25 protein-coding genes and 1 tRNA gene are annotated in these 25,981 nt (G+C 65.4%); 15 read left to right on the plus strand and 11 right to left on the minus strand.

Annotated elements, in window-relative coordinates:
* Nucleotides 1-28 precede the first annotated feature (28 nt).
* The 5 genes from AC3FKH_RS03395 (at nt 29) to lpxC (ending at nt 5,483) form a co-directional block, all read left to right on the plus strand.
* Nucleotides 29-910 carry a cell division protein FtsQ/DivIB gene (locus AC3FKH_RS03395; protein ID WP_488672948.1) on the plus strand — a complete coding sequence of 294 codons (882 nt, stop codon included), beginning with the start codon at nt 29-31 and terminating at the stop codon, nt 908-910.
* Nucleotides 907-2,139, plus strand: a complete 1,233-nt coding sequence (ftsA, locus tag AC3FKH_RS03400) for a cell division protein FtsA (protein WP_483709421.1) — start codon at nt 907-909, stop codon at nt 2,137-2,139. The genes AC3FKH_RS03395 and ftsA overlap by 4 nt, the downstream gene beginning before the upstream one ends.
* Nucleotides 2,140-2,313: 174 nt before the next feature.
* Nucleotides 2,314-3,507 (plus strand): cell division protein FtsZ, encoded by a 1,194-nt coding sequence (gene ftsZ, locus AC3FKH_RS03405; RefSeq protein WP_483709419.1) that lies wholly within the window; start codon nt 2,314-2,316, stop codon nt 3,505-3,507.
* Nucleotides 3,508-3,905: 398 nt separating this feature from the next.
* Nucleotides 3,906-4,412, plus strand: coding sequence for a peroxiredoxin (locus tag AC3FKH_RS03410; protein WP_488672949.1), 507 nt, complete (start codon nt 3,906-3,908; stop codon nt 4,410-4,412).
* Between the two features lie 153 nt (nt 4,413-4,565).
* Nucleotides 4,566-5,483 carry a UDP-3-O-acyl-N-acetylglucosamine deacetylase gene (gene lpxC / locus AC3FKH_RS03415; protein ID WP_488672951.1) on the plus strand — a complete coding sequence of 306 codons (918 nt, stop codon included), beginning with the start codon at nt 4,566-4,568 and terminating at the stop codon, nt 5,481-5,483.
* 30 nt (nt 5,484-5,513) lie between these two features.
* Here the strand turns inward: lpxC and AC3FKH_RS03420 are convergent, their stop codons facing one another.
* On the minus strand, nt 5,514-6,047 hold the full coding sequence (locus AC3FKH_RS03420) for a DciA family protein (RefSeq protein ID WP_488672953.1): 534 nt from the start codon (nt 6,045-6,047) through the stop codon (nt 5,514-5,516).
* 306 nt (nt 6,048-6,353) lie between these two features.
* On the opposite strand from AC3FKH_RS03420, the gene secA reads away from it, so the two are divergent.
* The 5 genes from secA to AC3FKH_RS03445 all read left to right on the plus strand — a co-directional run bounded on the left by secA (nt 6,354) and on the right by AC3FKH_RS03445 (nt 13,983).
* Nucleotides 6,354-9,131, plus strand: coding sequence for a preprotein translocase subunit SecA (gene secA / locus AC3FKH_RS03425; RefSeq protein ID WP_488672955.1), 2,778 nt, complete (start codon nt 6,354-6,356; stop codon nt 9,129-9,131).
* Nucleotides 9,132-9,276: 145 nt separating this feature from the next.
* Nucleotides 9,277-10,503, plus strand: coding sequence for a bifunctional glutamate N-acetyltransferase/amino-acid acetyltransferase ArgJ (gene argJ, locus AC3FKH_RS03430; protein WP_483709412.1), 1,227 nt, complete (start codon nt 9,277-9,279; stop codon nt 10,501-10,503).
* A 35-nt stretch (nt 10,504-10,538) separates the two neighbouring features.
* Entirely contained in the window at nt 10,539-11,435 is an 897-nt protein-coding gene (locus tag AC3FKH_RS03435) for an ATP-binding protein (protein ID WP_488672958.1), read from the plus strand.
* Nucleotides 11,432-11,866, plus strand: a complete 435-nt coding sequence (locus AC3FKH_RS03440) for an NUDIX domain-containing protein (protein WP_488672959.1) — start codon at nt 11,432-11,434, stop codon at nt 11,864-11,866. The genes AC3FKH_RS03435 and AC3FKH_RS03440 overlap by 4 nt, the downstream gene beginning before the upstream one ends.
* An 80-nt stretch (nt 11,867-11,946) precedes the next feature.
* Nucleotides 11,947-13,983 (plus strand): OPT family oligopeptide transporter, encoded by a 2,037-nt coding sequence (locus AC3FKH_RS03445; protein ID WP_488672961.1) that lies wholly within the window; start codon nt 11,947-11,949, stop codon nt 13,981-13,983.
* Nucleotides 13,984-14,012: 29 nt separating this feature from the next.
* On the opposite strand, the gene AC3FKH_RS03450 is transcribed toward AC3FKH_RS03445, so the two are convergent.
* The 8 genes from AC3FKH_RS03450 to ispB all read right to left on the minus strand — a co-directional run bounded on the left by AC3FKH_RS03450 (nt 14,013) and on the right by ispB (nt 21,150).
* Nucleotides 14,013-14,204: a DNA gyrase inhibitor YacG gene (locus tag AC3FKH_RS03450; RefSeq protein WP_483709408.1), complete on the minus strand. Its 192-nt coding sequence runs from the start codon at nt 14,202-14,204 to the stop codon at nt 14,013-14,015.
* A 4-nt stretch (nt 14,205-14,208) separates the two neighbouring features.
* Nucleotides 14,209-14,967 carry a cell division protein ZapD gene (gene zapD, locus AC3FKH_RS03455; protein ID WP_488672963.1) on the minus strand — a complete coding sequence of 253 codons (759 nt, stop codon included), beginning with the start codon at nt 14,965-14,967 and terminating at the stop codon, nt 14,209-14,211.
* A gap of 214 nt (nt 14,968-15,181) precedes the next feature.
* Nucleotides 15,182-15,808, minus strand: a complete 627-nt coding sequence (gene coaE / locus AC3FKH_RS03460) for a dephospho-CoA kinase (RefSeq protein ID WP_488672966.1) — start codon at nt 15,806-15,808, stop codon at nt 15,182-15,184.
* A gap of 60 nt (nt 15,809-15,868) precedes the next feature.
* The gene (locus AC3FKH_RS03465) at nt 15,869-16,753 is read right to left on the minus strand and encodes a prepilin peptidase (RefSeq protein WP_488672968.1); all 885 of its coding nucleotides are present in this window, start codon (nt 16,751-16,753) and stop codon (nt 15,869-15,871) included.
* Nucleotides 16,754-16,756: 3 nt separating this feature from the next.
* Complete coding sequence (locus AC3FKH_RS03470) at nt 16,757-18,022, minus strand: type II secretion system F family protein (protein ID WP_483730435.1); 1,266 nt, start codon at nt 18,020-18,022, stop codon at nt 16,757-16,759.
* Nucleotides 18,023-18,052: 30 nt separating this feature from the next.
* Nucleotides 18,053-19,777 carry a type IV-A pilus assembly ATPase PilB gene (gene pilB / locus AC3FKH_RS03475; RefSeq protein WP_488672970.1) on the minus strand — a complete coding sequence of 575 codons (1,725 nt, stop codon included), beginning with the start codon at nt 19,775-19,777 and terminating at the stop codon, nt 18,053-18,055.
* A gap of 273 nt (nt 19,778-20,050) precedes the next feature.
* Nucleotides 20,051-20,127: transfer RNA gene (locus tag AC3FKH_RS03480), tRNA-Pro, on the minus strand.
* 93 nt (nt 20,128-20,220) lie between these two features.
* A complete protein-coding gene (ispB, locus tag AC3FKH_RS03485) occupies nt 20,221-21,150 on the minus strand; it encodes an octaprenyl diphosphate synthase (RefSeq protein WP_483711544.1) in 930 nt (309 codons plus the stop codon).
* A 49-nt stretch (nt 21,151-21,199) separates the two neighbouring features.
* Between ispB and AC3FKH_RS03490 the strand changes: the two genes are divergently transcribed.
* The 5 genes from AC3FKH_RS03490 (at nt 21,200) to proB (ending at nt 24,669) form a co-directional block, all read left to right on the plus strand.
* Nucleotides 21,200-21,406 (plus strand): hypothetical protein, encoded by a 207-nt coding sequence (locus tag AC3FKH_RS03490; protein WP_488672972.1) that lies wholly within the window; start codon nt 21,200-21,202, stop codon nt 21,404-21,406.
* Nucleotides 21,407-21,642: 236 nt separating this feature from the next.
* The gene (rplU, locus tag AC3FKH_RS03495) at nt 21,643-21,954 is read left to right on the plus strand and encodes a 50S ribosomal protein L21 (protein WP_011299103.1); all 312 of its coding nucleotides are present in this window, start codon (nt 21,643-21,645) and stop codon (nt 21,952-21,954) included.
* A 39-nt stretch (nt 21,955-21,993) separates the two neighbouring features.
* Entirely contained in the window at nt 21,994-22,254 is a 261-nt protein-coding gene (gene rpmA, locus AC3FKH_RS03500; RefSeq protein ID WP_010814747.1) for a 50S ribosomal protein L27, read from the plus strand.
* 113 nt (nt 22,255-22,367) lie between these two features.
* Nucleotides 22,368-23,465 carry a GTPase ObgE gene (gene obgE, locus AC3FKH_RS03505; protein WP_488672976.1) on the plus strand — a complete coding sequence of 366 codons (1,098 nt, stop codon included), beginning with the start codon at nt 22,368-22,370 and terminating at the stop codon, nt 23,463-23,465.
* A gap of 85 nt (nt 23,466-23,550) precedes the next feature.
* Nucleotides 23,551-24,669, plus strand: a complete 1,119-nt coding sequence (proB, locus tag AC3FKH_RS03510) for a glutamate 5-kinase (protein WP_483730432.1) — start codon at nt 23,551-23,553, stop codon at nt 24,667-24,669.
* A gap of 77 nt (nt 24,670-24,746) precedes the next feature.
* Here proB and AC3FKH_RS03515 read toward each other — a convergent pair whose 3' ends face one another.
* Together AC3FKH_RS03515 and AC3FKH_RS03520 are read right to left on the minus strand one after the other, a co-directional pair.
* Nucleotides 24,747-25,325 carry a CNP1-like family protein gene (locus tag AC3FKH_RS03515; RefSeq protein ID WP_488672978.1) on the minus strand — a complete coding sequence of 193 codons (579 nt, stop codon included), beginning with the start codon at nt 25,323-25,325 and terminating at the stop codon, nt 24,747-24,749.
* Entirely contained in the window at nt 25,325-25,972 is a 648-nt protein-coding gene (locus tag AC3FKH_RS03520) for an RNA pyrophosphohydrolase (protein WP_488672980.1), read from the minus strand. The genes AC3FKH_RS03515 and AC3FKH_RS03520 overlap by 1 nt, the downstream gene beginning before the upstream one ends.
* Between the last annotated feature and the right edge of the window lie 9 nt (nt 25,973-25,981).

A 25,981-nucleotide genomic window follows, 5' to 3' on the forward strand; every position in this document is an offset into this window, starting at 1 on the left:
GCAAGACTGTACCGGACGAACTCGCACCATGTGGCATAACGCTCGCCTGCTCAACCTGATCGCCTCCGCGCTCTACGCGCTGGTGGCGCTGATGGCGCTCGCGGCCGGTCTGCTGTGGCTGGCGCAGCGGCCCGTGTTCGCCATCACCCATGTCGAGGTGGCGCCGATGGACGGCGGCGCGCTGCGCCACGTCAACGCGCCCAGCGTGCGGTCGAATGCAGTGGGCAAGCTGACCGGCAACTTCTTCACGCTGGACCTGAACGCGGCGCGGCAGGTGTTTGAATCCGTGCCCTGGGTGCGGCGCGCGAGCGTGCGGCGCGAATGGCCCAACGGGCTGACCGTGGAAGTCGAAGAACACGAAGCGCTGGGCACCTGGGGCCCGGCCGACAGCGGCAGGCTGGTCAACACCTATGGCGAAGTGTTCGTCGCCAACACGGCCGAGGCCGAGGAAGACGCACAGCTGCTGGCGCTCGATGGTCCGCCCGACAGCGAAGGCGACGTGATCGAGAAGCTCGAGGTCATGCGCGAATGGTTCAAGCCGCTCAAGGCCGAGCCGATGGCGGTGGCACTGTCCGGCCGCTATGCCTGGCGCACGAAGCTGTCGAACGGCATGGTCGTGGAGCTGGGCCGCGAGCAGAACGACGAAGAGCGCGCCGCGATGGAGCAGCGCGTGAAGCGTTTCGTTGCCGCGTGGCCGCAGGTCACCGAGCAGTGGGGCAAGCAGATCGACTACGCGGACCTGCGCTACCCGAACGGGTTCTCGATCCGCACAGCCAGCGCCAGGTTCCTGACCGACGCGCAGGCCGCGGCCGCGGCGAAGGCCAGGGCAGCAGGCACGGGCACCACGGCAATAGGTACTTCCAACAACAATCCGACGCGACTGAAGAGCAAGGCGGAGAAAACCCGATGAGCAAGGAATACAAGGACCTGTTGGTCGGTCTCGATATCGGCACCTCGAAGGTGGCGGCCGTGGTGGCGGAACTGCGCCCCGATGGCAGCTACGAGGTGATCGGGATGGGCCAGTCGGAGTCCAAGGGTCTGAAAAAAGGGGTCGTGGTCAATATCGAGGCCACCGTGCAGTCGATCCAGAAGGCGCTCGAAGAGGCCGAGCTGATGGCCGACTGCAAGATTGCCGAAGTGTTCACCGGCATCGCCGGCAGCCATATCCGCAGCTTCAACTCCAGCGGCATGGTGGCCATCAAGGACAAGGAGGTCACGCAGACCGACGTGGCGCGCGTGATCGAGACCGCCAAGGCGGTCAATATCCCGACCGACCAGCAGATCCTGCACATCCTGACGCAGGAATTCATCATCGACGGCCAGGAAGACGTGCGCGAGCCGATCGGCATGAGCGGCATCCGGCTGGAAGTGAAGGTGCATATCGTCACCGGCGCGGTCAGCGCGGCGCAGAACATCGTCAAGTGCGTGCGCCGCTGCGGCCTGGAAGTGCATGACCTGATCCTGCAGCCGCTGGCTTCGAGCCTGGCGGTGCTGACCGAGGACGAGAAGGAACTGGGCGTGGTGCTGGTCGACATCGGCGGCGGCACCACCGATATCGCCATCTTCAGCGAGGGCGCGATCCGCCATACGGCCGTGATCCCCATCGCCGGCGACCAGATCACCAACGACATCGCCATGGCGCTGCGCACGCCGACACCCGATGCCGAGGACATCAAGATGCAGTACGGCATTGCCAAGCAGGCCATTGCCGATCCGGAAGACATGATCGAAGTGCCCGGCGTGGGCGACCGCGGCACGCGCACGCTGTCGCGCCAGGCGCTGGCGGCGGTGATCGAGCCGCGCATCGAGGAACTGTTTTCGCTGGTGCACCAGGTGGTGCGTGAATCGGGCTACGAAGAGCTGCTGTCGTCGGGCGTGGTGATCACCGGCGGCACGGCGATGATGCCGGGCATGGTGGAGCTTGGCGAGGACATCTTCCTGAAGCCGGTGCGCGTGGGCGTGCCGGAGTACCGCGGCAATCTGCACGAGGTCGTGAAGAGCCCGCGCTATGCCACGGTGATGGGCCTGCTGCTCGAAGGGCGCGTGCAACGCATGCGCGGACGAAAGGTGGCGGTGCAGAGCGGCTCGGTCAAGCAGGTATGGGGCCGCATGAAGGAATGGTTTGTCGGCAACTTCTGACGCGAAGCTTGTCTGATGGAAAGGAAAGTCGCGCTGTCTTGACGATCGTGTCTACCACGGCAGAGATGGCGCGTTGATGGCAACAATTTCATTTAATCGGTTTCTTGTTCAGGAACCAGGGGTTGCGGCGGGGAGGCTGCAAAGTCTGGGGACTGATTTTTCTCGGAGGCAGTGATGGACTTTGACATGATCGAAACGGAAGTGATGGACGGCACCATCATCAAAGTGGTGGGCGTGGGCGGCGCGGGCGGCAATGCCGTGCAGCACATGATCAGCCGCGGCGTGCAGGGTGTGGAATTCATCTGCATGAACACCGACGCGCAGGCACTGAAGCGTTCGACCGCTTCGCGCGTGCTGCAACTGGGCAATTCCGGCCTGGGCGCTGGTGCCAAGCCGGAAGTCGGTCGCAACTGCGCCGAGCAGGCCCGCGAGCAGATCGCGGATGCACTGCGCGGCGCCCACATGGTCTTCATCACTGCCGGCATGGGCGGCGGCACCGGTACCGGCGCCGCGCCGATCGTGGCGCAGGTGGCCAAGGAAATGGGCATCCTGACCGTGGGCGTGGTCAGCAAGCCGTTCGACTTCGAAGGCGCACGCCGCGCCAAGGTGGCCGAACACGGTTCGAGCGAGCTGGAAAGCTCGGTCGATTCGCTGATCGTGGTGCTCAACGAGAAGCTCTTCGAAGTCATGGGCGATGACGCCGAGATGGACAAGTGCTTCCAGTGCGCGGACGACGTGCTGCACAACGCCGTGGCCGGCATTGCCGAAATCATCAACGTGGACGGCCTGGTGAACGTCGACTTCGAAGACGTGAAGACGGTGATGGGCGAGCAGGGCAAGGCCATGATGGGCACGGCGACCGTGTCGGGCGTGGATCGTGCCCGCCTGGCAGCCGAGCAGGCCGTGGCCAGCCCGCTGCTGGAAGGCGTGGACCTGTCCGGCGCGCGCGGCGTGCTGGTCAACATCACCGCCAGCCGTTCGCTCAAGCTGTCGGAAACCAAGGAAGTCATGAACACCATCCGCAGCTACGCCGCGGAAGACGCGACCGTGATCTTCGGTACGGTGTATGACGACGCCATGGGCGATGCCCTGCGCGTGACCGTGGTGGCGACGGGCCTGGGCCGTTCGGCCAAGAAGCAGCAGCCGATGACGTTGCTCAAGACCGGCACCGACAACATCCCGGTGCAGATGATGGCCGGCATGGCTGCAGCCGCCGTGCAGCACAGCTCGCCGGACTACAGCGGCCTGGATACGCCGGCCGTGTGGCGCAGCTCGCGTGAATCGGCGTCGGCCCACGTGGCTGCGCTGCAGGAGAAGGGTGTCGATACGTACGACATCCCGGCCTTCCTGCGCAAGCAGGCAGACTGAGCCGGGACGGCCGGATCCAGCATCGCAGGGCCGATCCCTGACGGCTTGCGCGTCCTTGTCGCGAAGCACGAGCGCTCCCTATCCGCGCGTGCCTTGCATGGACCGTGTAAACCGCCCGGGCTGCCGGTGATGCCGCGTCCGCGCTGAACCGCCTCCGTTCACATCCTGTCGCCGGGACGGGCGGCCGCTGGCCGCCTCCCCGGACTGGTTCCCGCCCTCCCGGTCGGGATGTGCCGTCGTCCGCGCGGCGCGCTGCAAGGCGCGTCGCGCGGACGTTTTTGTAGCAAGCTGTATCGAATTGCCACCGGATGTCATCGGTCTTGGACGAGCGCGCCCGGGAGCCTATGATTGCCGGCAGGCTTTCCCCGCTTTCTCCCTTCCTGAGGTTGCCAATCACCATGATCGCTGTCGGACAACGCGTCCCGGACGCCACGCTGCAAGAATTCTTCGATACCCAGAGCGAAGGCTGCTCGCTGGGTCCCAATGCCTTCCGCGTGTCGGACCTGGTCAAGGGCCGCAAGATCGTGGTCTTTGCCTTGCCCGGGGCATTCACGCCGACCTGCTCGGCCAAGCACGTGCCTGGCTATGTCGCCGAGTCGCAGTCGCTGCGCGACGCGGGCGTGGATGAGGTCTGGTGCGTGTCGGTCAATGACGCCTTCGTGATGGGCGCCTGGGGCCGCGAGCAGCACACCGAAGGCAAGGTGCGCATGATGGCCGACGGAAGCGCAGAATGGACCCGTGCGCTTGGCCTGGACCAGGACCTCTCGGCGCGCGGCATGGGCGTGCGCTCAAAGCGGTACGCGATGGTGCTGGACGATGGCGTGGTGACCCACCTGCAAGTCGAAGCGCCAGGCGAATTCAAGGTCAGCAGTGCGGAATCCATGCTGGAGACGTTGCGCGCCTGACACAAATCCTCAACTAGGTGTGCGGTATCTGCAACTTCATGTGCATGGATTAACACACCGAAACAAAGAGGCTTAGCGGGATTTCCCTAGCAGTGGTAAAATCACTTAATCGACTAAGAAAACCTGATAGGTTTTAATAATATTGAGGCCGCCATGCTCAAACAGCGCACTATCAAGTCCCTGGTGAAGACGGTCGGTATCGGTCTGCACTCGGGTCGCAAAGTGACGCTGACCCTGCGGCCGGCCCTGGCTGGCACCGGTATTGTGTTCACCCGCGTGGACCTGCCCGAAGCCGTGGAAATTCCCGTGGCCGCCAGCGCCATCGGCGACACGCGCCTGGCCTCGGTCCTGCAGAAGGATGGGGCGCGCGTTTCCACGGTCGAGCATCTGATGTCCGCTTGCGCCGGCCTGGGCATCGACAACCTCTATGTCGACGTCGACGCCGAGGAAATTCCGATCATGGACGGCAGCGCGGCATCGTTCGTGTTCCTGCTGCAATCGGCCGGCATTGAAGAGCAGAACGCCGCCAAGCGTTTCATCAAGGTGAAGAAGGCCGTGGAAGTGCGCGAGGGCGACAAGCTGGCGCGCCTGGAACCGTTCTTCGGCTTCAAGCTGTCGTTCACGATCGATTTCCGCCATCCGGCAGTCGACAAGACCGGCCAGAACTTCGCGATCGACTTTGCCGACACCAGCTACGTGCGCGAGATCGCCCGTGCCCGGACCTTCGGCTTTGCGCATGAGGTCGAGGCGCTGCGCGAAATGGGCCTGGCCCGTGGCGGCAGCCTGGACAACGCGATCGTGCTGGACGAGCACCGCATGCTCAACAACGAAGAGCTGCGCTACGGCGACGAGTTCGTGCGCCACAAGATCCTGGACGCGATCGGTGACCTGTACGTGGTCGGCCATCCGCTGATCGCTTCCTATGTCGCGCACAAGTCGGGCCACGGCCTGAACAACCAGTTGCTGCGCGCGCTGCTGGCGGACCAGGAAGCCTATGAACTGGTCACATTCGACCGTGTCGAGGACGCACCCGCCGCGTTCCTGCCGCAGGTCCAGCCCGCGTTTGCCTGATCGCGGCACGCGTGGAAACAAAAAACCGGCCTAGGCCGGTTTTTTGTTTCTGTGATCCTGCCGATGGTGCGACAGCAGGGTCTTCAACGCATCCTGCAGCGGCGACGGCGGCAAGCTGCGCGCCAGATCGTCCAGGCTGGCGAGCCCGACCGCCGACATCTGTCCGTTGGTCCGCGGCCGCACCACGGGGCCGGTGTCCCAGTCGCTGTGGCGCGTCGCTTCGGGTTGTACCCGTACCCGGATTGCTGTCACCTGCGAACCCCGCTCCTGCAGGCGGGTCAGCAATGTCGGCACGACCTGGCGCACCCGCGCGGCCGCCGCGCCGTGCGCGGCCAGCAACAGCAGGACCTGTTCCTGTTGCGGTCCGCGGCCATCGCGCTTGACCCCGGCGACGGCAATGCCGTTGCGCATGGTCGGCGGCAGCAGCGACAGCACCTGCGCTTCCAGCGACGCGAGTTCCCGCGCGGCCTGCATCAGCGCGGAAACCGGGCCGGCCTTGGCCAGCCAGTCGTTCAGGGGCTTGGCCGCCGGTGTCTGCAGGGCGTGGTGGGTGAACAGGCGCATGCGGGCATTCTAGCAAGCTGGCCCCTGGCGCGCCCCGGATTGCTGGCCCATGTGGAGGGCCGGCCACGCCCGCGGAAGCGCACTTCCGGGGGCCTCCGATTGAACCTTGCCGATCCATCCCGATCTGCAGATAAATCAACGTCCCGCCGGGACCCGCGCGGCTTTGGCAAGACGGCACGTCCCGTCCCGGCCGCGACCCCGGCACATGATAAACTCGGCGTTTCGCGCCAATCTATCCATGCCTGGCACGGCCGGGGCCGCCCGTACGCGGGTCGCCGGACCGGTCCGCGCAGGTGAAAGCACTCGATGATCACGGGCCTTCTCAAGAAAGTCTTCGGCAGCCGCAACGAGCGGCTGATCAAACAATACCGCCGCACGGTGGAGCAGATCAACGCGCTGGAGCCCAAGTTCGAGCAGCTCTCCGACGACGACCTGCGCGGCATGACGGAGACCTTCCGGCAGCGCCACGCCGGCGGCGAATCGCTCGAGGCGCTGCTGCCAGAGGCGTTTGCCGTGTGCCGCGAAGCGAGCAAGCGCGTCATGAAGATGCGCCACTTCGACGTGCAGATGATCGGCGGCATGGTGCTCAATGACAACAAGATCGCCGAAATGCGCACCGGCGAGGGCAAGACGCTGACCGCGACGCTGGCCGTGTACCTCAATGCCATCACCGGCAAGGGCGTGCACGTGGTGACCGTCAACGACTACCTGGCCCAGCGCGACGCCGAGTGGATGGGCCGCCTGTACAACTTCCTGGGCCTGTCGGTGGGCGTGAACCTGTCGCAGATGGCGCACGACCAGAAGCAGGCCGCGTACAACGCGGACATCACCTACGGCACCAACAATGAGTTCGGCTTCGACTACCTGCGCGACAACATGGTCTATGACCCGTCGCAGCGCGTGCAACGTCCGCTGAACTACGCGATCGTCGACGAGGTGGACTCGATCCTGATCGACGAGGCCCGCACCCCGCTGATCATCTCGGGCCAGGCCGAGAACCAGACCGACCTCTACCAGCGCATGAACGGCATCCCCAGGCTGCTCGAGCGCCAGATCGGCGAGGAAAAGGCCGACGGCACGGGCGTGGAAAAGCCGGGCGACTACTTCGTGGACGAGAAGGGCCACCAGGTCTACCTGACCGAGGCCGGACACGAAAAAGCGGAAGAGATCCTGGCGCAGCAGGGCCTGATCGGCGAGGGCGAGTCGCTCTACGCACCGCAGAACATCACGCTGATGCACCACCTGTACGCCGCCCTGCGCGCGCACAGCCTGTTCCACCGTGACCAGCATTACGTGGTGCAGAACGACGAAGTCGTCATCGTCGACGAATTCACCGGCCGTCTGATGACCGGGCGCCGCTGGTCCGACGGCCTGCACCAGGCCGTGGAAGCCAAGGAAGGCGTGTCCGTCCAGCAGGAAAACCAGACGCTGGCGACCATCACCTTCCAGAACTACTTCCGCATGTACACCAAGCTGGCCGGCATGACCGGCACGGCCGATACGGAAGCCTACGAATTCCAGGAGATCTATGGCCTGGAAGTGGTGGTGATCCCGACCAACCGCCAGGCCCAGCGCAAGGACCTGCAGGACCAGATCTACAAGACCTCGACGGAGCGCTACGCCGCCGTCGTGCGCGACATCCGCGACTGCTTCGAGCGTGGCCAGCCGGTGCTGGTCGGCACGACCTCGATCGAGACCTCCGAATACCTGTCGGACCTGCTCAACAAGGAAAAGCTGCCGCACCAGGTGCTCAACGCCAAGCAGCACGAGCGCGAGGCCGAGATCGTCGCCCAGGCCGGCCGCCCGAAGATGATCACCATCGCCACCAACATGGCGGGCCGGGGCACCGACATCGTGCTCGGCGGCAATGTGGAGAAGCAGGCCGGGTTCATCGAGGTCGACGCCAACCTGTCCGACGCCGACAAGGCTGCGCGCATCCAGCAGCTGAAAGACGAATGGCAGTCGCTGCACGAACAGGTCAAGTCCGCGGGCGGCCTGCATATCGTCGGCACCGAGCGCCATGAATCGCGCCGTATCGACAACCAGCTGCGCGGCCGCGCCGGCCGCCAGGGCGACCCGGGTTCGTCGCGCTTCTACCTGTCGCTGGACGACCAGCTGCTGCGCATCTTCGCGGGCGACCGCGTGCGCGCCATCATGGAACGCCTGAAGATGCCCGAGGGCGAGCCGATCGAAGCCGGCATCGTCACGCGCTCGATCGAATCGGCGCAGCGCAAGGTGGAAGGCCGCAACTTCGACATCCGCAAGCAGCTGCTGCAGTACGACGACGTCGCCAACGACCAGCGCAAGGAAATCTACAAGCTGCGCAACGACGTGCTGGAAGCCAATGACGTCGGCGAAATGGTCAAGAACCTGCGCGAAAGCGTGCTGATCGAGCTGTTCCGCGAGCACGTGCCGGCCGAGACCATGGAAGAGCAGTGGGACATCACTGGCCTGGAAGCGCGCCTGCGCGACGACTGGGGCCTGGAGCTGCCGCTGGCACAGACCATCGAAGGCGCCCAGAGCATCGAGGACGAACAACTCCTCGACATGACCCTGAAAGCCGCCGAGGAGCGCTACGAAGGCAAGGTCGCCATCGTGGGCCGCGAATCGTTTGCCGGTTTCGAGCGCTCGGTCATGCTGCAGAGCATCGACACGCACTGGCGCGAGCACCTGGCCGCGCTGGACCACCTGCGCCAGGGCATCCACCTGCGCGGCTATGCGCAAAAGGACCCGAAGCAGGAGTACAAGCGCGAGTCGTTCGAACTGTTCGCGCGCCTGCTCGACGTGATCAAGAACGAAGTCACGCGCGTGACCTTCAACGTGCAGATCCAGTCGCCGGAAGAGCTGGAACAGGCTTCGGAGCAGATCGAGGAAGGCCTGTCGCACCTGGAGAACGTGCAGTACAAGCACGACGAGTTCGCCGAGGGCCGCGAGCCCGTGGAAGACGCGCCGTCGCCGCGCACCGGCGCCGCCGTGGCTGCTGCGGAAATGGCGGCGGCCGGGATGGCCAAGGTGGGCCGCAACGATCCTTGCCCGTGTGGTTCGGGCAAGAAGTTCAAGCAGTGCCACGGCAAGCTGAGCTGAGCCTGGCGCCAGCCGGACCAAGCACGACAGCCCTTGCCGCCACGGCGCAAGGGGCGAAGAGGTAACGACATGCCCGCGCCAAGCGGGCATGTTCGTCTGACGACTGAACAGACAGATCAAGCAGGACTACAGGACAGGAACCGATATGCCCGTGAATCTTCCGCTGCCGCAGGCAGAAAACCTGAAACCCGTTGCCGGCGTCGAACTCGGCTGGGCCGAGGCCGGTATCCGCAAGGCCAACCGCAAGGACGTGCTGGTCGTGCGCGTGGCGGAAGGCAGCACCGTGGCCGGCGTGTTCACGCGCAACCGCTTCTGCGCGGCCCCCGTACAGGTATGCCGCGAGCACCTGGCCGGTGGCAAGGGCATCCGCGCGCTGGTGATCAATACCGGTAACGCCAATGCCGGCACCGGTGAGACCGGCCTGGCCAACGCCCGCGCCACCTGCGATGCGCTGGCCGGCCAGCTGGGTATCGCCGCGCAGCAGGTGCTGCCGTTCTCAACCGGCGTGATTCTCGAGCAGTTGCCGATGGACCGCCTGCTGGCAGGCCTGGCACCCGCTGTGGCCAACGCGAAGGCCGACAACTGGCTGGCCGCCGCCGAATCGATCATGACCACCGACACGCAGCCCAAGGCGGCGTCGCGCACGGTGCAGATCGACGGCAAGACGGTCACGCTGAGCGGCATCAGCAAGGGCGCCGGCATGATCCGCCCGAACATGGCGACCATGCTCGGCTTTATCGCCACCGACGCGGGCGTAGCCCAGCCGGTGCTGCAGGCGCTGGTGTCGCATGCTGCCGACCACTCGTTCAACAGCATCACGATCGACGGCGATACCTCGACCAACGATTCCTTCGTGCTGATCGCCACGGGCAAGTCGGGCGCCGCCATCGAGCGCGCCGAAGGCGCGGCCTTCGAGGCGCTGCGCGACGCTGTCACCAGCCTGGCGCAGGAACTCGCGCAGATGATCGTGCGCGACGGCGAGGGCGCCACCAAGCTCATGACCATCCGCGTGGAAGGCGGCAAGGACGTGGCCGAGTGCCGCCAGATCGCCTATGCCGTGGCCCACTCGCCGCTGGTCAAGACGGCGTTCTTTGCCTCGGACCCCAACCTGGGCCGTATCCTGGCTGCCGTCGGTTATGCCGGCGTGGACGATCTCGATGTCGACCGCGTCAACCTGTGGCTCGACGACGTCTGGGTGGCCCGCGACGGCGGCCGCAACCCCGACTATCGCGAAGAGGATGGCCAGCGCGTGATGAAGCAGGCCGAGATCACCGTGCGCATCGCGCTGGGCCGCGGCAATGCCGAAGCCACGGTGTGGACCTGCGACCTCTCGCACGACTACGTGTCGATCAACGCCGACTACCGTTCCTGATCATCCCCCCTGTTCAACGACGCTCCGCTGCTGCCATGTCTGACCTCGCCTCCCGCCTCGACAACTTCCTCTCCCGACTCGAACAGTGGCTGCCGCCGCAACTGACGGAAGCGGACTGGCAGGAGGCGGTAGCGTTCCGCTGGCGCAAGCGGCAGAGCCTGTTCGGCAATATCGGCTACCTGCAGCCGGTGCGCCAGCTGCCGCCGATCCACCTCGATGACCTCAAGAACATCGAGCGCCAGAAGGACGCCATCGTCGGCAACACGCGCCAGTTCGTGAACCGGCTGCCGGCCAACAACGTGCTGCTGACCGGTGCGCGCGGCACCGGCAAGTCGTCGCTGATCAAGGCCTGCCTCAATGCCTTCGGCAAGGATGGCCTGCGGCTGGTGGAAGTGGACAAGAGCGACCTGGGCGACCTTGGCGATATCGTCGAGCAGGTCGCGCAGCGTCCGGAGCGCTTCGTGATCTTCTGCGACGACCTGTCGTTCGAGGATGGCGAATCGGGCTACAAGGCGCTCAAGTCGGCGCTGGACGGCTCGGTGGCCGCGCAGTCGGACAATGTGCTGGTGTACGCCACGTCCAACCGCCGCCACCTGCTGCCCGAGTATATGAAGGACAACGAGTCCTATCGCCACACGGAAGACGGCGAAATCCATCCCGGCGAAGTGGTGGAGGAAAAGATCTCGCTGTCCGAGCGCTTCGGCCTGTGGTTGTCGTTCTACCCGCCCAAGCAGGACGAGTACCTGTCCATCGTCGGTCACTGGCTCAAGCATTTTGGCTGCACGGACGAGGACATTGCCGCCGCGCGCGGCGATGCGCTGGTGTGGGCGCTGGAGCGCGGCTCGCGCTCGGGCCGCGTGGCCTGGCAGTTTGCGCGCGACTGGGGCGGCAAGCATGGCAAGCCGTTCATCGCCGACGTGGAGGGCGCATGACGCAAGCGCAGGCGCAAGACACGGCCACGCCGCGCAAGGTCACCGAGGTGGCCGTGGGCGTGCTGGTGCAGCCTGACGGCCGCTTCCTGCTGGCGCAGCGCCCGGCCGGCAAGCCGTACGAGGGCTACTGGGAATTCCCGGGCGGCAAGCTTGAACCGGGCGAGACCGTGGAAGCCGCGCTCGCGCGGGAGCTCCATGAGGAACTGGGCCTCGATATCACCGCCTGCGTGCGCTGGCACGTGCTCGAACACGACTACCCGCACGCCTACGTGCGGCTGCATTTCTGCAAGGTCACGGCCTGGCGCGGCGATCCCGTCGGACGCGAAGGCCAGGCGTTTTCGTGGCAGACCGTGCCGGTGACGGTCGAACCGCTGCTGCCGGCTACCATCCCGGTGGTCGAATGGCTCGGCGAGGAATCCCGGCCCGCCTGACAATCTGAGCAGTACCCGCGCCCCTGCGGTCGCGGCGCCCGTGATTGCGCCGACACAAAAACAGCAAGAAAGGAGCCCGTATGCTGCGTGCAGATCGCGTTGCCGACGATATTTCCCTGCCTGAGCTGACCCTGCGCGGCATCATCCTGGGGGCGCTGATCACGGTGGTGTTCACCGCCTCCAATATCTACCTCGGCCTCAAGGTCGGGCTGACCTTCTCCTCGGCGATTCCCGCGGCCGTCATCTCGATGGCGGTGCTGCGGCTGTTCCCGGGCGCCAATATCCTCGAAAACAACATGGTGCAGACGCAGGCCTCGGCCGCGGGCACCCTGTCGTCGATCATCTTTGTGCTGCCGGGCCTGGTGATGCTCGGCTACTGGCAGGGCTTTCCATTCTGGCAGACGCTGTCGATCTGCGCGGCCGGCGGCATGCTCGGCGTGCTGTTCAGCATCCCGCTGCGCCATGCGATGGTGGTGCAGAGCGAACTGCCTTATCCGGAAGGCGTGGCCGCCGCCGAGATCCTGCGCGTGGGCAGCGCGGGGCAGGACACGGCGCCGGGCGCGAAGCAGCAGGGCACCGGACTGGCCGACCTGATGGCTGGAGGCCTCGTCGCGGGTGTGTTCAGCTTTGCCGCGGGCGGCCTGCGACTGCTGGCCGAAGGCGCCAATCTGTGGCTTGCCGCCGGGGCATCGGTGGTGCGCTTCTCGATGGGGTTCTCGCTGGCGCTGGTCGGCGCCGGCTACCTGGTCGGCATCGTAGGAGGGCTGGCCATGCTGCTCGGGCTGCTGCTGACCTGGGGCATTGCGGTGCCCTGGCTGACCGCCATCACGCCGCGCCCGGAAGGCGCCACGTTGCAGGCGTTCGGCACGATGGTGTGGAGCACGCAGGTGCGCTTCATCGGCGCGGGCACCATCGGCATCGCCGCGATCTGGACGCTGATCACGCTGGCGCAGCCGATGCTCGATGGCATCCGTGCGTCGCTCGGCGCGATCAAGGGCGCCGGAGCGGGCGGTGCGGACATGCCGCGCACGCAGAAGGACATGCCGGTGCGCTGGATCGGCATCCTGGCCGTCGTCCTGGCCCTGGTCCTGGCGGCCACGTTCGCCTATTTCATGATGCCGGCACCGGTGGATGCTGGGGCGCGCTGGCAGTTGGTGGCCTGCGCGGTGCTGTTTGCCTTCGTGTTCGGATTCCTGGTGGCCGCGGCCTGCGGCTACATGGCTGGCCTGGTCGGTTCGTCGGCCAGCCCGATCTCGGGCATCGGCATCATCGCGGTGATCCTGGTGTCGCTGCTGATCCTGGCGATCGGCACCGCCGACGGCCTGCTCGATACGCCGGAAGGCGGCAAGTTCGCGATTGCGCTGGCCATCTTCACGACCGCCGCCGTGCTGGCCGTAGCCACCATCTCCAACGATAACCTCCAGGACCTGAAGACCGGCTGGCTCGTAGGCGCCACGCCGTGGCGCCAGCAGGTGGCGCTGCTGATCGGTTGCGCGGTGGGCGCGGCAGTGATCCCGCCGGTGCTCGACCTGCTCTACAACGCCTACGGCTTTGCCGGTGCGCTGCCGCGCGCGGGCATGGACCCGGGGCAAGCGCTGGCCGCCCCGCAGGCCACGCTGATGACGGCGATTGCCACCGGCATCTTCACGCACAAGCTCAACTGGAACATGATCCTGACCGGCATTGCGCTCGGCGTGGTGCTGATCGCGATCGACGAGATGCTGCGCCGCCGGGGCGGTACCGCACGCCTGCCGGTGCTGGCCGTGGGCATCGGCATCTACCTGCCGCCGACGATCAGTTCGGCGCTGGTGGTGGGCGCCGTGCTGGCGTGGCTGCTGCTGCGCGCCGAGCGCCGCCGCGCGGTCGCACGTGGCGATGACGTCAAGCTGGCGCTGGAACATGCCGAACGCCGCGGTACGCTGCTGGCCTCGGGCCTGATCGTCGGGGAAAGCCTGATCGGGGTGCTGCTGGCGGCCGTGATCGGCCTGTCAGGCAAGGACGCGCCGCTGGCCGTGGTGGGCGAGGGCTTTGCCGTGACGGCCGAATGGCTCGGCCTGGCGGTGTTCGTGCTGGTGTGCGTGGGGTTCTACCGCCGCGTGCTGGCCGCGGCGCACTGAGCGGACGGGCCGACTCCGGTCGTCCCGGCTCAGTCGTCTTCGTCTTCCGGCAGGTCCGGCGACGGGGTTTCGTCGGGTTTGCTGCCGATCACGTACTTCTCGGACGCCCAGGCGCCCAGGTCGATCTGCCTGCAGCGCTCGGAGCAGAACGGGCGGAACTTGTTTTCGGGAATCCATTCCACCTTGGTGCCGCAGGTGGGACATTTGACGACGGCAGGCATGACTTCAGAAATTGCAGAGCTTGAGCAGGAACGGGATGTCGGCGTCGACCGAGCGCGGGCGCAGGTCGCCGTCCTGCTGCGTAAAGCGGACCCACAGCATGTACTTGTTGGCGCTCATCTCGGGGATAAAGGCCAGCAGCGAGTCATCGAGGTGCACCTGCATCAGCTGGTAGCTGCGGCCCGATAGCATCTGCTGGTAGCTGCCGCCCGTGGCGATCACCTTGCCGCTCTGGCCCGATTCGCGCAGCAGGCGCAATACCGTCGAAGTCCCGGCGCGCAGCGCCACCAGCGGCCTGGCCCATTTCAGGATATCGGCGCGGCGTTCTTCGGCCGGACGATGCTGCCAGGCATAGTAGGCCGGCAGGTCGAACTCGCAGGTGCCGCCCGGAATGATCGCGCGGCTGCGGATGCTGGTCAGCCACTCGTTGTCGGCCAGCAGCTGGCCCGCCTTTCCCACGGTCTGGTTGAGCATGCCTATGCCTTGCTCGATCTCGCCGATAACGGCGTCCAGCGCTTCCTGGTCGATCTGGGGATTGACGCGCAAAGCGGTCAGCGCCTGGCGCTGGCGTTCCAGTTCCTTGATCAGGTCGGTCTTGAGATCGGCGCGGCCGGCCACGTCGATGATCTCGAACAGCGTGGTCAGTGCGACATGGTGCTGCAGAGCGTGTTCCTGGCCGAGGAAGTAATCCAGCCGATCGAACAGGTCCTCCAGGCGCAGCAGCATCCTGATGCGTTCGTTGAAAGGATATTCGTACAGGATCAAGTGCTATGTCCGTGCAGCGCTGAGGCGGCGCTCCCGTGGGAGCGTCCCGGTGCGGGCGTGGCCCGGGGAACGTCAGGAATGCGTGGCAGCCGCGGCCGTCCACGCATTTCGCGTTATGATCCAGCGCATTCTATGCGAGACGGGCTGCGAGGACAATGCAATGTGCATCATGCGCCGAGCCAGCGAGCAGAGCGGTGCCTGCTTGTGCCCTGGATCAGGTGCGCGTGACGCCGGCGGCTGACAACGCGCGATAGGTCTGGTCCAGCAGGTCAACCTGTGCGGTGAGTGCCTCGACCGGCCCGTCGTTGTCGACCACATCGTTGGCCACGGCCAGCCGCTGCGCCCGCGTCGCCTGTTTCGCCATGATGGCCAGCACCTGCTCGCGGCTGAAGCCATTGCGCGCCATGACGCGCGCGATCTGCGTCTCCTCGCTGCAATCCACTACCAGCACGCGCCCGACGCGCTCGACCCATGCGCCGGATTCGACCAGCAGCGGCACGACGTAGATCAGGTACGGATGCTCGCCGGCATCGGCAATGCTCTTGGCGCGGGCCGTGGTCAGTTCTCGGATCAGCGGATGGGTGATGCCTTCGAGCCGGGCCTTGGCGGCAGGGTCGGCAAAGACCAGCGCGCGCATGGCATCGCGGTTCATGGCGCCGTCCGCGCGCAGGCACTGCGGGCCGAAGGCCTCGACCAGCGCGGGAATGGCCTGCCCGCCCGGCGCGGTGATCTCGTGGGCAAGCAGGTCGGTGTCGATCAAGGCGGCGCCGCGCGCGGCGAACATGTCGGCCACGCGCGTCTTGCCGCTGCCGATGCCGCCTGTCAGTCCGATCTCCAGCATGTCAGGTTCCGTGGTTCCAATGGCCGAACGATACCAGCTTGGCGCGGCGCGGGCCGTCCCTCACGGCGTCGGCAGCGGCAGCACGCCCGGCCCGAAGAACAGCACCAGCACGCCGGCGCCGGCAATGAACGGGCCGAACGGGAACGGCGTGTCGCGGCCCTGGCGGCGCAGCGCGATGCTGGCCACGCCAAACACCACGCCGACCACCGAAGACAGCAAGACCAGCGTCGGCAGCGCCTGCCAGCCGAACCAGGCGCCCAGCGCCGCCATCAGCTTGAAGTCGCCATAGCCCATGCCTTCCTTGCCGCGCACCAGCTTGAACGCCCAGTAGGCGGACCACAGCAGCAGGTAGCCCGCCACGGCACCGATCACCGCATCGGCCAGCGGCACGAACAGCCCGCCCAGGTTGAGCAGCAGCCCCAGCCACACCAGCGGCAGCGTGATCTGGTCGGGCAGCAGTTGCGTGTCGGCATCGATCATCGTCAGCGCCAGCAGCGACCACAGCAGCACCAGGGCGGCCACGCCTTGCCAGGTCGGTCCGAAGTGCCAGGCGGCCAGCGCACTGAGCACGCCGCAAGCCAGTTCCACCAGCGGATAGCGCACGCCGATCGGCGCCTTGCAGGACGCGCAGCGCCCGCGCAGGAAGAGATAGCTGATGACGGGAATGTTCTCCCAGGCGGCGATGGCGTGGCCGCAATGCGGGCACGCCGACCTCGGCACCATCAGGTTGTAGCGTTCGGGGTAGGGCAGGGGATCGCCGCGCAGCTCGGCGATGTAGTTGGCTTCGTCATACTCCATCATGCGCGGCATCCGGTGGATCACCACGTTCAGGAAGCTGCCCACCAGCAAGCCAAGGATGGCCGCTGCGGCGAGCAGGAACGACGGCGGCAGCGCGGCCAGCGCCGGCAGCACAGCGGAGCCGCCGGCGGGGAATACCGGATTCATCGATTACACCACCTGTCCCAGCTTGAAGATCGGCAGGTACATCGCCACCACCATGCCGCCGATGAGCACGCCCAGCACCACGATGATCAGCGGCTCGATCAGGCTCGAAATGGCCGCCACGGCATCGTCGACCTCGCGTTCGTAGAATTCGGCCACCTTGAGCAGCATGTTGTCGAGCGCGCCCGACTCCTCGCCGATCTGGGTCATCTGCAGCACCATGTTGTCGAACACGTGCGTGGCCTGCATGGCGTTGGTCAGGCTGGTACCGATGCGCACCGCCTGTTCGATCTCGCGCGTGGCGTCGTAGTAGACCCAGTTGCCGGCGGCGCCAGCCACGGATTCCATCGATTCCACCAGCGGCGTGCCGGCCGCGAACATGGTGGCGAGCGTACGCGTCCAGCGTGCGATCACGGCCTTGCGGAACAGGCTGCCGAAGATGGGCAGCTTCAGCATCATGCGGTCGGTGCTGCGCTGGACTTTCTCCGACTTCTTCAGGGCGCGTATATAGAGCGCAACGCCGCCCACCGGTATGCCAATGACGATGTACCAGTACGAGACGAAGAAGTCAGAGATCGCGATCACCACCAGCGTGGGCGCCGGCAGGTTGGCGCCGAAGCTCGAGAACACGCCCTTGAAGGCCGGGATCACGAACAGCATCAGGATCACCGTGACGGCAAAGGCCACGGTCAGCACCGCGATCGGGTAGATCATCGCGGACTTGATCTGGCTCTTCAGCGCGATGGTCTTTTCCATGTAGAGCGACAGGCGCTCCAGCAGGGAATCGAGGATACCGCCCTGTTCACCAGCGTCGATCAGGTTGCAGTACAGCGTGTCGAAATAGCGCGGGTGACGGCGGAAGGCCTGCGCCATGCTGCTGCCGGATTCGATGTCGAAACGGATGTCCGACAGCAGTTGCGTGAAATTCGGGTTGGCGTGGCCGCGCGCGATGATGTCGATCGACTGCAGCAGCGGAATGCCGGCCTTGAGCATGGTGGAAAGCTGGCGCGTGAAATACGCAATGTCTTTCTGGGTAATCTTCTTGCCGCGCGCTGCCTTGCGCTTTTTCATCTTGACCACGGTGAGGCCCTGCTTGCGCAGGGTCGCCGTGACCTCGGCCTGGTTTTCGGCCCGCTGTTCCCCGGTGAACGTCTTGCCTTTGCGGTCCTTGCCTTCCCACTCGAAGATGTACTGCGTGGGTGCCTTACGTCCTGCTTTCGCGCGTGACGGCGCTGCCGCCCGTGCGCCCGCAGCTGGTGCGCGCGTTGCCATGATTGACCCCCGACATGAACGTCTGTTGTTTTACGTATTCGTTGTGGCCAGCACTTCTTCGAGTGACGTGACCCCCTGCTTGACCTTCAGCAAGCCGGCTTCCCGCAAAGATAGCACGCCGTCGCGACGCGCCTGTTCGGCAATCTGCAGCGCCGTGCCGTGCGACAGGATGATCTGCTGCATCGCCTCGGTGATCGGCATGACCTGGTAGATGCCGCAGCGTCCCTTGTAGCCGCTGCCATTGCAGCGCTCGCACCCGACCGGATGGTAAGGCTGCCAGCTGCCGTCGATCTGGCTTTCCTTGAAGCCGGCCTCGAGCAACGCCTCGTTCGGGATCGAACCCGCGCGCTTGCACGTGCACAGCCGCCGCGCCAGCCGCTGCGCCGTGATCAGCAGCACGCTCGAGGCGATATTGAACGGCGCCACGCCCATGTTCATCAGGCGCGTCAGCGTGGTCGGCGCATCGTTGGTGTGCAGCGTGGACAGCACCAGGTGGCCGGTCTGCGCGGCCTTGATCGAGATGTCGGCGGTTTCCAGGTCGCGGATTTCGCCGACCATGATGATGTCCGGATCCTGGCGCAGGAACGAGCGCAGCGCCGCGGCGAAGGTCAGGCCGGCCTTGTCGTTGACGTTGACCTGGTTGATGCCGGGCAACTGGATTTCGGCCGGGTCTTCGGCCGTCGAGATATTGATGTCGCCCTGGTTCAGCAGGTTCAGGAACGTATAAAGCGAAACGGTCTTGCCGCTGCCGGTCGGACCGGTGACCAGGATCATGCCGTAGGGGCGCTTGATGGTGTCCATCAGCAGCGCCTTCTGCTGGGGCTCGTAGCCAAGCTGGTCGATGTCCAGCTTGTCGCTCGACGACTCCAGGATACGCATCACGATCTTCTCGCCGAAGAGCGTGGGCAGCGTCGACACGCGGAAGTCCACCGCCTTCTCGACGATTTCCTTGGCGTCCTTGCCTTGCGGCAGCGGAATCAGCAGCTTCATGCGGCCGTCCTGCGGCACGCGCTTTTCAGAGATGTCCAGGCGCGACAGCACCTTGATGCGCGTGGCGATCTTGTCGCGGATATCGAGCGGCGGGCGTGCCACCTCCTGCAGCACCCCGTCCACGCGGAAGCGCACGCGGTAGAAGGTCTCGAACGGCTCGAAGTGAAGGTCCGATGCGCCACGGTGGAAGGCCTCGGTCAGCAGCTTCTGCAGGAAGCGCACGACCGGCGCGTCGTCGATGTCGCTGGTGGCGGTGCGGTTGCGCTGCGCGGCGGCGGCCACCGGGTCGTACTCGATCAGCTTGCGCTCGTTGGACGTCCCGGGCGCGATGTCCTTGAGCGTCCCCGCGGCTTCCCCGGCGGAGCGCACGTGCTTCATCAGCTTGTCGTGCTCCACCACCACGGTGTCGAGCGGCAGGTTGTACTTCTGCTTGATCGCGTCGAGGCCGGCCTGGTTGGATGGGTCGGAGATGCCCACCACCAGGCGGTTCTCGCGACGGCCAAGCGGCAGCAGCCGATGGGCGTGGAATTCGCGGTTGCCCGCCAGCGCTGGCGGAACCTTGTTCAGGTTGTACTGCGCCAGGTCGAGCAGCGGCAACTGGTATTTGTCCGCCGCGAACAGCGCAACGTCATGCGCAGTCATCGTGCCGCTGCCAACGATCTCGTCGATCAGCTGCGTCTTCTTTTCGCGCGCCGACTGTTCGAGTTGGGCGAGCAGTGCGGGCGCGATGCGACGGCTCTGTGCTAGGGCGAGACCAAGTGTCATGGCAGGAACCAGGTGGTGCAGGCGCCCGCGAGCGCCCGTTGGGGCCATGGGCCCCCGGATCGGCGCAGTTTGCCGCTGGGGTCACTTTTTGTAAAGGCGACAAAGGGCCATGTCGGCATTTGTGCGACACGGATGCAACCCTACTGGCGCGGGGAGTATGGAGGAGAAGGAAAGGAAGACGGATCGGGGCCGTGAGATGCCGGCGCCAAAACAAAAAAGCCGCACATTGCTGTGCGGCTTTTTGCTGGCCCCAAACTGCGTGGCCGTGAATTCTGGTCGGGGTGAGAGGATTCGAACCTCCGGCCTCTACGTCCCGAACGTAGCGCTCTACCAGGCTAAGCTACACCCCGAATTTTGTCTTTGTCGCTCACCGTTGCCGGTCAGCAGCAAAGAACGTAAGTCTAGCAGCGTTTCTCCCAAATGGGAAGAGGGCTTCAGCGGTTTCAGGATTGGCGCTGCAGCGAGAACGCGCACAGCGCAATCAGCGTGTCCTTCAGTTCCGAAGGCGGAAACTGCTGGGCGGCCTTTTCTGCGGCCTCGGCCTCGCGGCGCGCGGCTTCGAAGGTGACATCGAGCGCGCCGCTCGCATGGATGGCCGAGAACACCGCGTCGAAATGCTCGGTGCCGCCCTGCACGATGGCTTCGCGCGCCAGGGCGCGCTGCTCCGGCGTGCCGTGCTCCAGCAGATGCAGCAGCGGCAGCGTGGGCTTGCCTTCGCGCAGGTCGTCGCCGGCATTCTTGCCCATCTGCTCGGCGCTGGCGGTGTAGTCCAGCATGTCGTCGATCAGCTGGAACGCAGTACCGATGCGGCGACCGTACTCGGCTGCGGCTTCTTCCATGGTGGCGTCCGCACCCGCGAGCACGGCGCCGAGCTGTGCCGCGGCCTCGAACAGCTTTGCGGTCTTGTAGCGGATCACCTGCAGGTAGCGCTCCACCGTGACGTCGGGATCGTGCATGTTCAGCAGTTGCAGCACTTCGCCCTCGGCGATCACGTTGGTCGCATTCGACAGGATTTCCATGATGCGCATGCTGCCGGCATCGACCATCATCTGGAACGCACGCGAATAGAGGAAGTCGCCCACCAGCACGCTGGCGGCGTTGCCGAACACCGCATTGGCGGTCTCGCGGCCCCGGCGCAGTTCGGACTCATCGACCACGTCGTCATGCAGCAGCGTGGCGGTGTGGATGAATTCCACGACGGCGGCCAGCTCATGGTGGCGGTGGCCGTCATAGCCGAAGGCGCGGGCCGACAGCAGCAGGATTACCGGGCGCAGGCGCTTGCCGCCGGCGCTGATGATGTATTCACCGATCTGCTCGATCAGAGGAACTTCGGAAGACAGCCGTTGACGGATGACTGCATCGACCGCGCGCATGTCTGCAGCGACCGGGGCAAGCAAGGCAGTGGCGGAAGGCTGGGTCAAGATGATCACCGTTACGCAAAACCGGACGATTATATGCGATGCCATCGTGGTTCACGCCAGTGTCCAGTCCCCGTTCGGGGGAGGCGCGGCTGCCGGGGTCTATAATTCCGGCATGAACAAGTCCACGTCCCGCCGCAGTGCCCGCCGCACGGCCTGGTGGGTGGCATTTGCCGCACTGGCGGGCTTCCTGCTGGCCGATCTGACCTGATCCACGCGTGCGCAGAAGTGCGCAAGGCGTCGCCGGACAGGCTATGTGCCTGTTTTCTTTGCGTTTTTCTCCAGCCTGGTTTATAGTTCTCGGTTTCCTCCGGTGGTTTTGCCCGTCTTGCGGGTATCGACCGGCGGGAGATAACCGGGCCGCACAGGCGTTGGCGGGCTGCTTGGCAGCATGCAAGCGCGACGTGCCGGCATTCGGCGTTTTATTCACATCCGAGAGGTTCGACAATGTACGCGGTCGTAAAAACCGGCGGCAAGCAATACAAGGTTGCTGCTGGCGAAAAACTTAAAGTAGAACAGATACCGGCAGACATTGGCGCAGAAATCACGCTCGACCAGGTGCTCGCAGTGGGCGCCGGCGACCAAATCAAGTTTGGTACGCCGCTGGTGAGCGGGGCTTCCGTCAAAGCTACCGTTATCTCCCAAGGTCGTCACGACAAGGTGAAGATCTTCAAGATGCGCCGTCGCAAGCACTACCAGAAGCGTCAAGGCCATCGTCAGAACTACACCGAGCTGCGCATCGAAGCGATCAACGCCTGATCATTCGAACGTAACCCGGTAAAGCGACAGGAGTAAGACATGGCACAGAAAAAAGGCGGCGGTTCCACGCGGAACGGCCGTGATTCAGAATCGAAGCGTCTGGGCGTGAAGGTGTTTGGTGGCCAGGCCATCAACGCCGGCGGCATCATCATCCGCCAACGCGGCACCCGCGTGCACGCCGGTGACAACGTGGGCGTGGGCAAGGACCACACCCTGTTTGCACTGGTCGACGGCCACGTGCAATTCGCTGTCAAGGGCCCTGCCAAGAAGCAGCAAGTCAGCGTCGTTCCGGCGGCCTGATAACAGCCTTTGCAGCACGAAGGCCCCGCAATGCTTGCGGGGCTTTTTCATTTTTGGCGACAATGCAAGTTGCCAATGCCGGTCGGTAGCCCGGTCCACCACGGAAACCCACTATGAAGTTCATCGACGAAGCCCGAATCGAAGCCATCGCCGGCAACGGCGGCAATGGCAGCGCCTCGTTCCGGCGCGAGAAGTTTGTGCCCTTCGGTGGTCCGGATGGGGGCGACGGTGGCCGGGGCGGCAGCGTGTTCGCCATGGCGGACCGCAATATCAATACCCTGATCGACTTCCGCTACGCCAAGAAGCACGTGGCCAGGAACGGTGAAAACGGCCGGGGCTCCGACTGCTACGGCGCCGCCGGCGAGGACATCACGCTGCGCATGCCGGTCGGCACGCTGATCACAGACATGGACACGGGCGAGCTGATCGCCGACCTGACCGAGCACGGCCAGAAGGTCTGCCTGGCCGAAGGCGGCATGGGCGGCTGGGGCAACCTGCATTTCAAGTCCAGTACCAACCGCGCGCCGCGCCAGCAGGTGGATGGCAAGCCCGGCGAGCGCCGCATGCTCAAGCTGGAACTGAAGGTGCTGGCCGACGTCGGCCTGCTGGGCATGCCCAACGCGGGCAAGTCGACATTCATTTCGCATATTTCCAACGCGCGCCCGAAGGTGGCGGACTATCCGTTCACCACGCTGCACCCGAACCTGGGCGTGGTGCGCGTCGACCACGAGCAGTCGTTCGTGGTGGCGGACATTCCGGGCCTGATCGAGGGCGCGGCCGAAGGCGCCGGCCTGGGTCACCAGTTCCTGCGCCATCTGCAGCGTACCGGACTGCTGCTGCATATCGTCGACCTGGCGCCGTTCGATGAGGCGGTGGATCCGGTGGCGGAAGCGAAGGCCATCGTCAACGAGCTGAAGAAGTACGATGAAACGCTCTACGACAAGCCGCGCTGGCTGGTGCTGAACAAGCTCGACGTGGTGCCGGAAGACGAGCGCGCCACGCGCGCCAAGGACTTCATCAAGCGCTACAAGTGGAAGGGCCCGGTCTTCCAGATCTCGGCGCTCACCGGCGAAGGCTGCCGCGAGCTGATCTACGCGATCAAGGACCACCTGGCCGCGATCAAGGCCGAAGAAGCTGCCGCACTGGCCGAGCCCGACATCCGGCTCGACGATCGCCGGCACAACGTCGACCAGGAAGGTCACGAGCAGTAAGCCAGCTTTTTCCCCTCGCCCATGCGGGGCGAGGAACCACAATTGGGGACGCAAAGAAATGCCCCCGGAGACAGGATTTCTCGCCATGCAATCGGTCATTGCCCAGGCAAAACGTATCGTCGTGAAGGTTGGCTCCAGCCTGGTTACCAACGACGGCAAGGGGTTGGACTACGACGCCATTGCGCGCTGGGCGGCGCAGATCGCCAAGCTGCGCTCGATCGGCAAGGAAGTGGTGCTGGTCAGCTCCGGCGCCATTGCCGAGGGCATGCAGCGCCTGGGCTGGGTACGCCGTCCGCGTGAAATCCACGAACTGCAGGCCGCCGCCGCCGTCGGCCAGATGGGCCTGGCGCAAGTCTATGAAAGCCAGTTCGGCCGCTATGGCATCCGCACCGCGCAGGTCCTGCTCACCCACGCCGACCTGGCCGACCGCGAGCGCTACCTGAACGCGCGCTCCACGTTGCTGACGCTGCTGTCGCTGGGCGTGGTCCCCATCATCAACGAGAACGACACCGTGGTCACCGACGAAATCAAGTTCGGCGACAACGACACGCTGGGCGCGCTGGTGACCAACCTGATCGAAGGCGACGCGCTGGTCATCCTGACCGACCAGCGCGGGCTCTACACCGCCGATCCGCGCAAGGACCCGAATGCCGAGTTCGTCGACGAGGCGCTGGCCGGCACGCCCGAGCTGGAAGCGATGGCCGGCGGCGCCGGCACGTCGATCGGCCGCGGCGGCATGCTGACCAAGATCCTGGCCGCCAAGCGCGCGGCCAAGTCCGGCGCGCATACGACCATTGCCTCGGGACGCGAGGCCAACGTACTCGAACGCCTGGCCGCCGGGGAGGCCATCGGCACGCAATTGCTGGCCCCGACCGGACGTCTGACCGCGCGCAAGCAGTGGATGGCGGATCACTTGCAGCTGCGCGGCCGCGTGATGATCGATGCCGGCGCCGTGGAAAAACTGACCAGCGGCGGCAAATCCTTGCTGCCGATCGGCGTGGTCGAAGTGCAGGGCGAGTTCGCGCGCGGCGAGGTGGTGGCCTGTGTCGGCGCCGATGGGCGCGAAGTGGCGCGCGGCATCACCAACTATTCGAGCGCCGAAGCGCGGCTGATCGCGCGCAAGCCGTCGTCAGAGATCGAATCGGTGCTGGGCCACCTGAACGAGCCCGAGCTGATCCACCGCGACAACCTCGTACTGGTCTGAGTCTGCGATACGGTAACGGTGCAAATGAAAAGGGCGATGCCGTGGCATCGCCCTTTTTTCCTTCTGCCTGCAGAGGCTCAGCGCCGCGGTGCGTGGTCCTTCAGGTCGCGGACCATGGCATCCGGCGTGCCGGCCACGGTGCGGCCCTCGCAGAAGAAATCGGTCGCCAGCGTCGCCGCGTAGGCGTTGCGCGCACTGGTTTGCATGCGGATCCAATCTTCGCGTGTATCGCCGCGGTTGAGTACCCATTCCTTGGCGCCGACCGGCAGCGTCGCGTAGATCTTGCGCTCGAACGCGTCGCAGCGCAGGCCTTCGAAGTTCACGTTGCGTGCGCCGCTGGCGCTGCTGATCACCACCGTAAAGCGCACCACCTTGTCCGCGCCGACCGACACCGACTTGCTGTCCACCGCGAACGTGAGATTGCCGGTGCCATTGACCGAGAACGGGATCAGGTTCGCATCCTGCGGCGGTGCCGGCAGGATGGCCTCTTCCTCCTTGAAGGTCTTGGGCTCGAACGGATTGATCCACTTCGATTCTTCTTCGGGCATTTGCTTGCCGGTGGTCTTGCAGCCTGCCAGCGCCAGGCAGGCGGCGGCGAGCAACAGGCCGACAGCGGTCAGGCCGCCGCGGCGGCCCTGGCCGGTAACACGATTCATCAGGACTCCGTGTGGTTGGAAGCCGGCGCGGCCGGCAAAACGGCGGCATCTTCCGCTGCGCCCGCTTCGGCCGGCACCTCGGGCATGCCCTGCGTGACGGCTTGCGGCGGCCGGCGCTGCCCGCCGCCATGGCGGCCATGATGGACGCCATACGGGCTGAGCGGCACGCGCGAGTTCCGGTTCAGGAAGCGCGACAGCTCGCCCAGCGCCAGCTGGTAGACGTCGCGCTTGAACTCGATCACCGCGTCCAGCGGCACCCAGTAGTCGCTCCACCGCCAGGCGTCGAACTCCGGATGGTCGGTGGCACGCAGGTGGATATCGCAGTCCCTGCCCGCCATGCGCAGCAGGAACCAGATCTGTTTCTGGCCTCTATAGTGGCCGCGGATCTCGCGGCGGATGAACTTGTCCGGCACCTCATAGCGCAACCAGTCGCGCGTGCGACCGACGATCCTGACGTGCTCCGGTAGCAGGCCGATCTCCTCATGCAGTTCGCGGTACATGGCCTGTTCCGGCGTTTCGCCGTACTTGATGCCGCCTTGCGGAAACTGCCAGGAATGCTCGCCGATTCGCTTGCCCCAGAAAACCTCGTTTCGTGCGTTGATGAGGATGATGCCGACGTTCGGGCGAAAGCCTTCACGATCGAGCATGACTGCACC

The sequence above is a fragment of the Cupriavidus sp. 21MJTG02-4 genome, from assembly GCF_057798975.1.

Coding starts and splice junctions, on each gene's coding strand:
- AC3FKH_RS03420 (WP_488672953.1), bottom strand. CDS start 6,047: ATGCGCCTGTTCACCCACCACGCCCTGCAGACACCGGCGGCCAAGCCC.
- AC3FKH_RS03440 (WP_488672959.1), top strand. CDS start 11,432: ATGACGCAAGCGCAGGCGCAAGACACGGCCACGCCGCGCAAGGTCACC.
- ispB (WP_483711544.1), bottom strand. CDS start 21,150: ATGCGCGCGGTCGATGCAGTCATCCGTCAACGGCTGTCTTCCGAAGTT.
- AC3FKH_RS03470 (WP_483730435.1), bottom strand. CDS start 18,022: ATGGCAACGCGCGCACCAGCTGCGGGCGCACGGGCGGCAGCGCCGTCA.
- AC3FKH_RS03465 (WP_488672968.1), bottom strand. CDS start 16,753: ATGAATCCGGTATTCCCCGCCGGCGGCTCCGCTGTGCTGCCGGCGCTG.
- AC3FKH_RS03520 (WP_488672980.1), bottom strand. CDS start 25,972: ATGCTCGATCGTGAAGGCTTTCGCCCGAACGTCGGCATCATCCTCATC.
- ftsA (WP_483709421.1), top strand. CDS start 907: ATGAGCAAGGAATACAAGGACCTGTTGGTCGGTCTCGATATCGGCACC.
- AC3FKH_RS03490 (WP_488672972.1), top strand. CDS start 21,200: ATGATCACCGTTACGCAAAACCGGACGATTATATGCGATGCCATCGTG.
- AC3FKH_RS03450 (WP_483709408.1), bottom strand. CDS start 14,204: ATGCCTGCCGTCGTCAAATGTCCCACCTGCGGCACCAAGGTGGAATGG.
- coaE (WP_488672966.1), bottom strand. CDS start 15,808: ATGCTGGAGATCGGACTGACAGGCGGCATCGGCAGCGGCAAGACGCGC.
- AC3FKH_RS03445 (WP_488672961.1), top strand. CDS start 11,947: ATGCTGCGTGCAGATCGCGTTGCCGACGATATTTCCCTGCCTGAGCTG.
- lpxC (WP_488672951.1), top strand. CDS start 4,566: ATGCTCAAACAGCGCACTATCAAGTCCCTGGTGAAGACGGTCGGTATC.
- AC3FKH_RS03410 (WP_488672949.1), top strand. CDS start 3,906: ATGATCGCTGTCGGACAACGCGTCCCGGACGCCACGCTGCAAGAATTC.
- AC3FKH_RS03435 (WP_488672958.1), top strand. CDS start 10,539: ATGTCTGACCTCGCCTCCCGCCTCGACAACTTCCTCTCCCGACTCGAA.
- proB (WP_483730432.1), top strand. CDS start 23,551: ATGCAATCGGTCATTGCCCAGGCAAAACGTATCGTCGTGAAGGTTGGC.
- pilB (WP_488672970.1), bottom strand. CDS start 19,777: ATGACACTTGGTCTCGCCCTAGCACAGAGCCGTCGCATCGCGCCCGCA.
- AC3FKH_RS03515 (WP_488672978.1), bottom strand. CDS start 25,325: ATGAATCGTGTTACCGGCCAGGGCCGCCGCGGCGGCCTGACCGCTGTC.
- AC3FKH_RS03395 (WP_488672948.1), top strand. CDS start 29: ATGTGGCATAACGCTCGCCTGCTCAACCTGATCGCCTCCGCGCTCTAC.
- rpmA (WP_010814747.1), top strand. CDS start 21,994: ATGGCACAGAAAAAAGGCGGCGGTTCCACGCGGAACGGCCGTGATTCA.
- ftsZ (WP_483709419.1), top strand. CDS start 2,314: ATGGACTTTGACATGATCGAAACGGAAGTGATGGACGGCACCATCATC.
- argJ (WP_483709412.1), top strand. CDS start 9,277: ATGCCCGTGAATCTTCCGCTGCCGCAGGCAGAAAACCTGAAACCCGTT.
- secA (WP_488672955.1), top strand. CDS start 6,354: ATGATCACGGGCCTTCTCAAGAAAGTCTTCGGCAGCCGCAACGAGCGG.
- obgE (WP_488672976.1), top strand. CDS start 22,368: ATGAAGTTCATCGACGAAGCCCGAATCGAAGCCATCGCCGGCAACGGC.
- rplU (WP_011299103.1), top strand. CDS start 21,643: ATGTACGCGGTCGTAAAAACCGGCGGCAAGCAATACAAGGTTGCTGCT.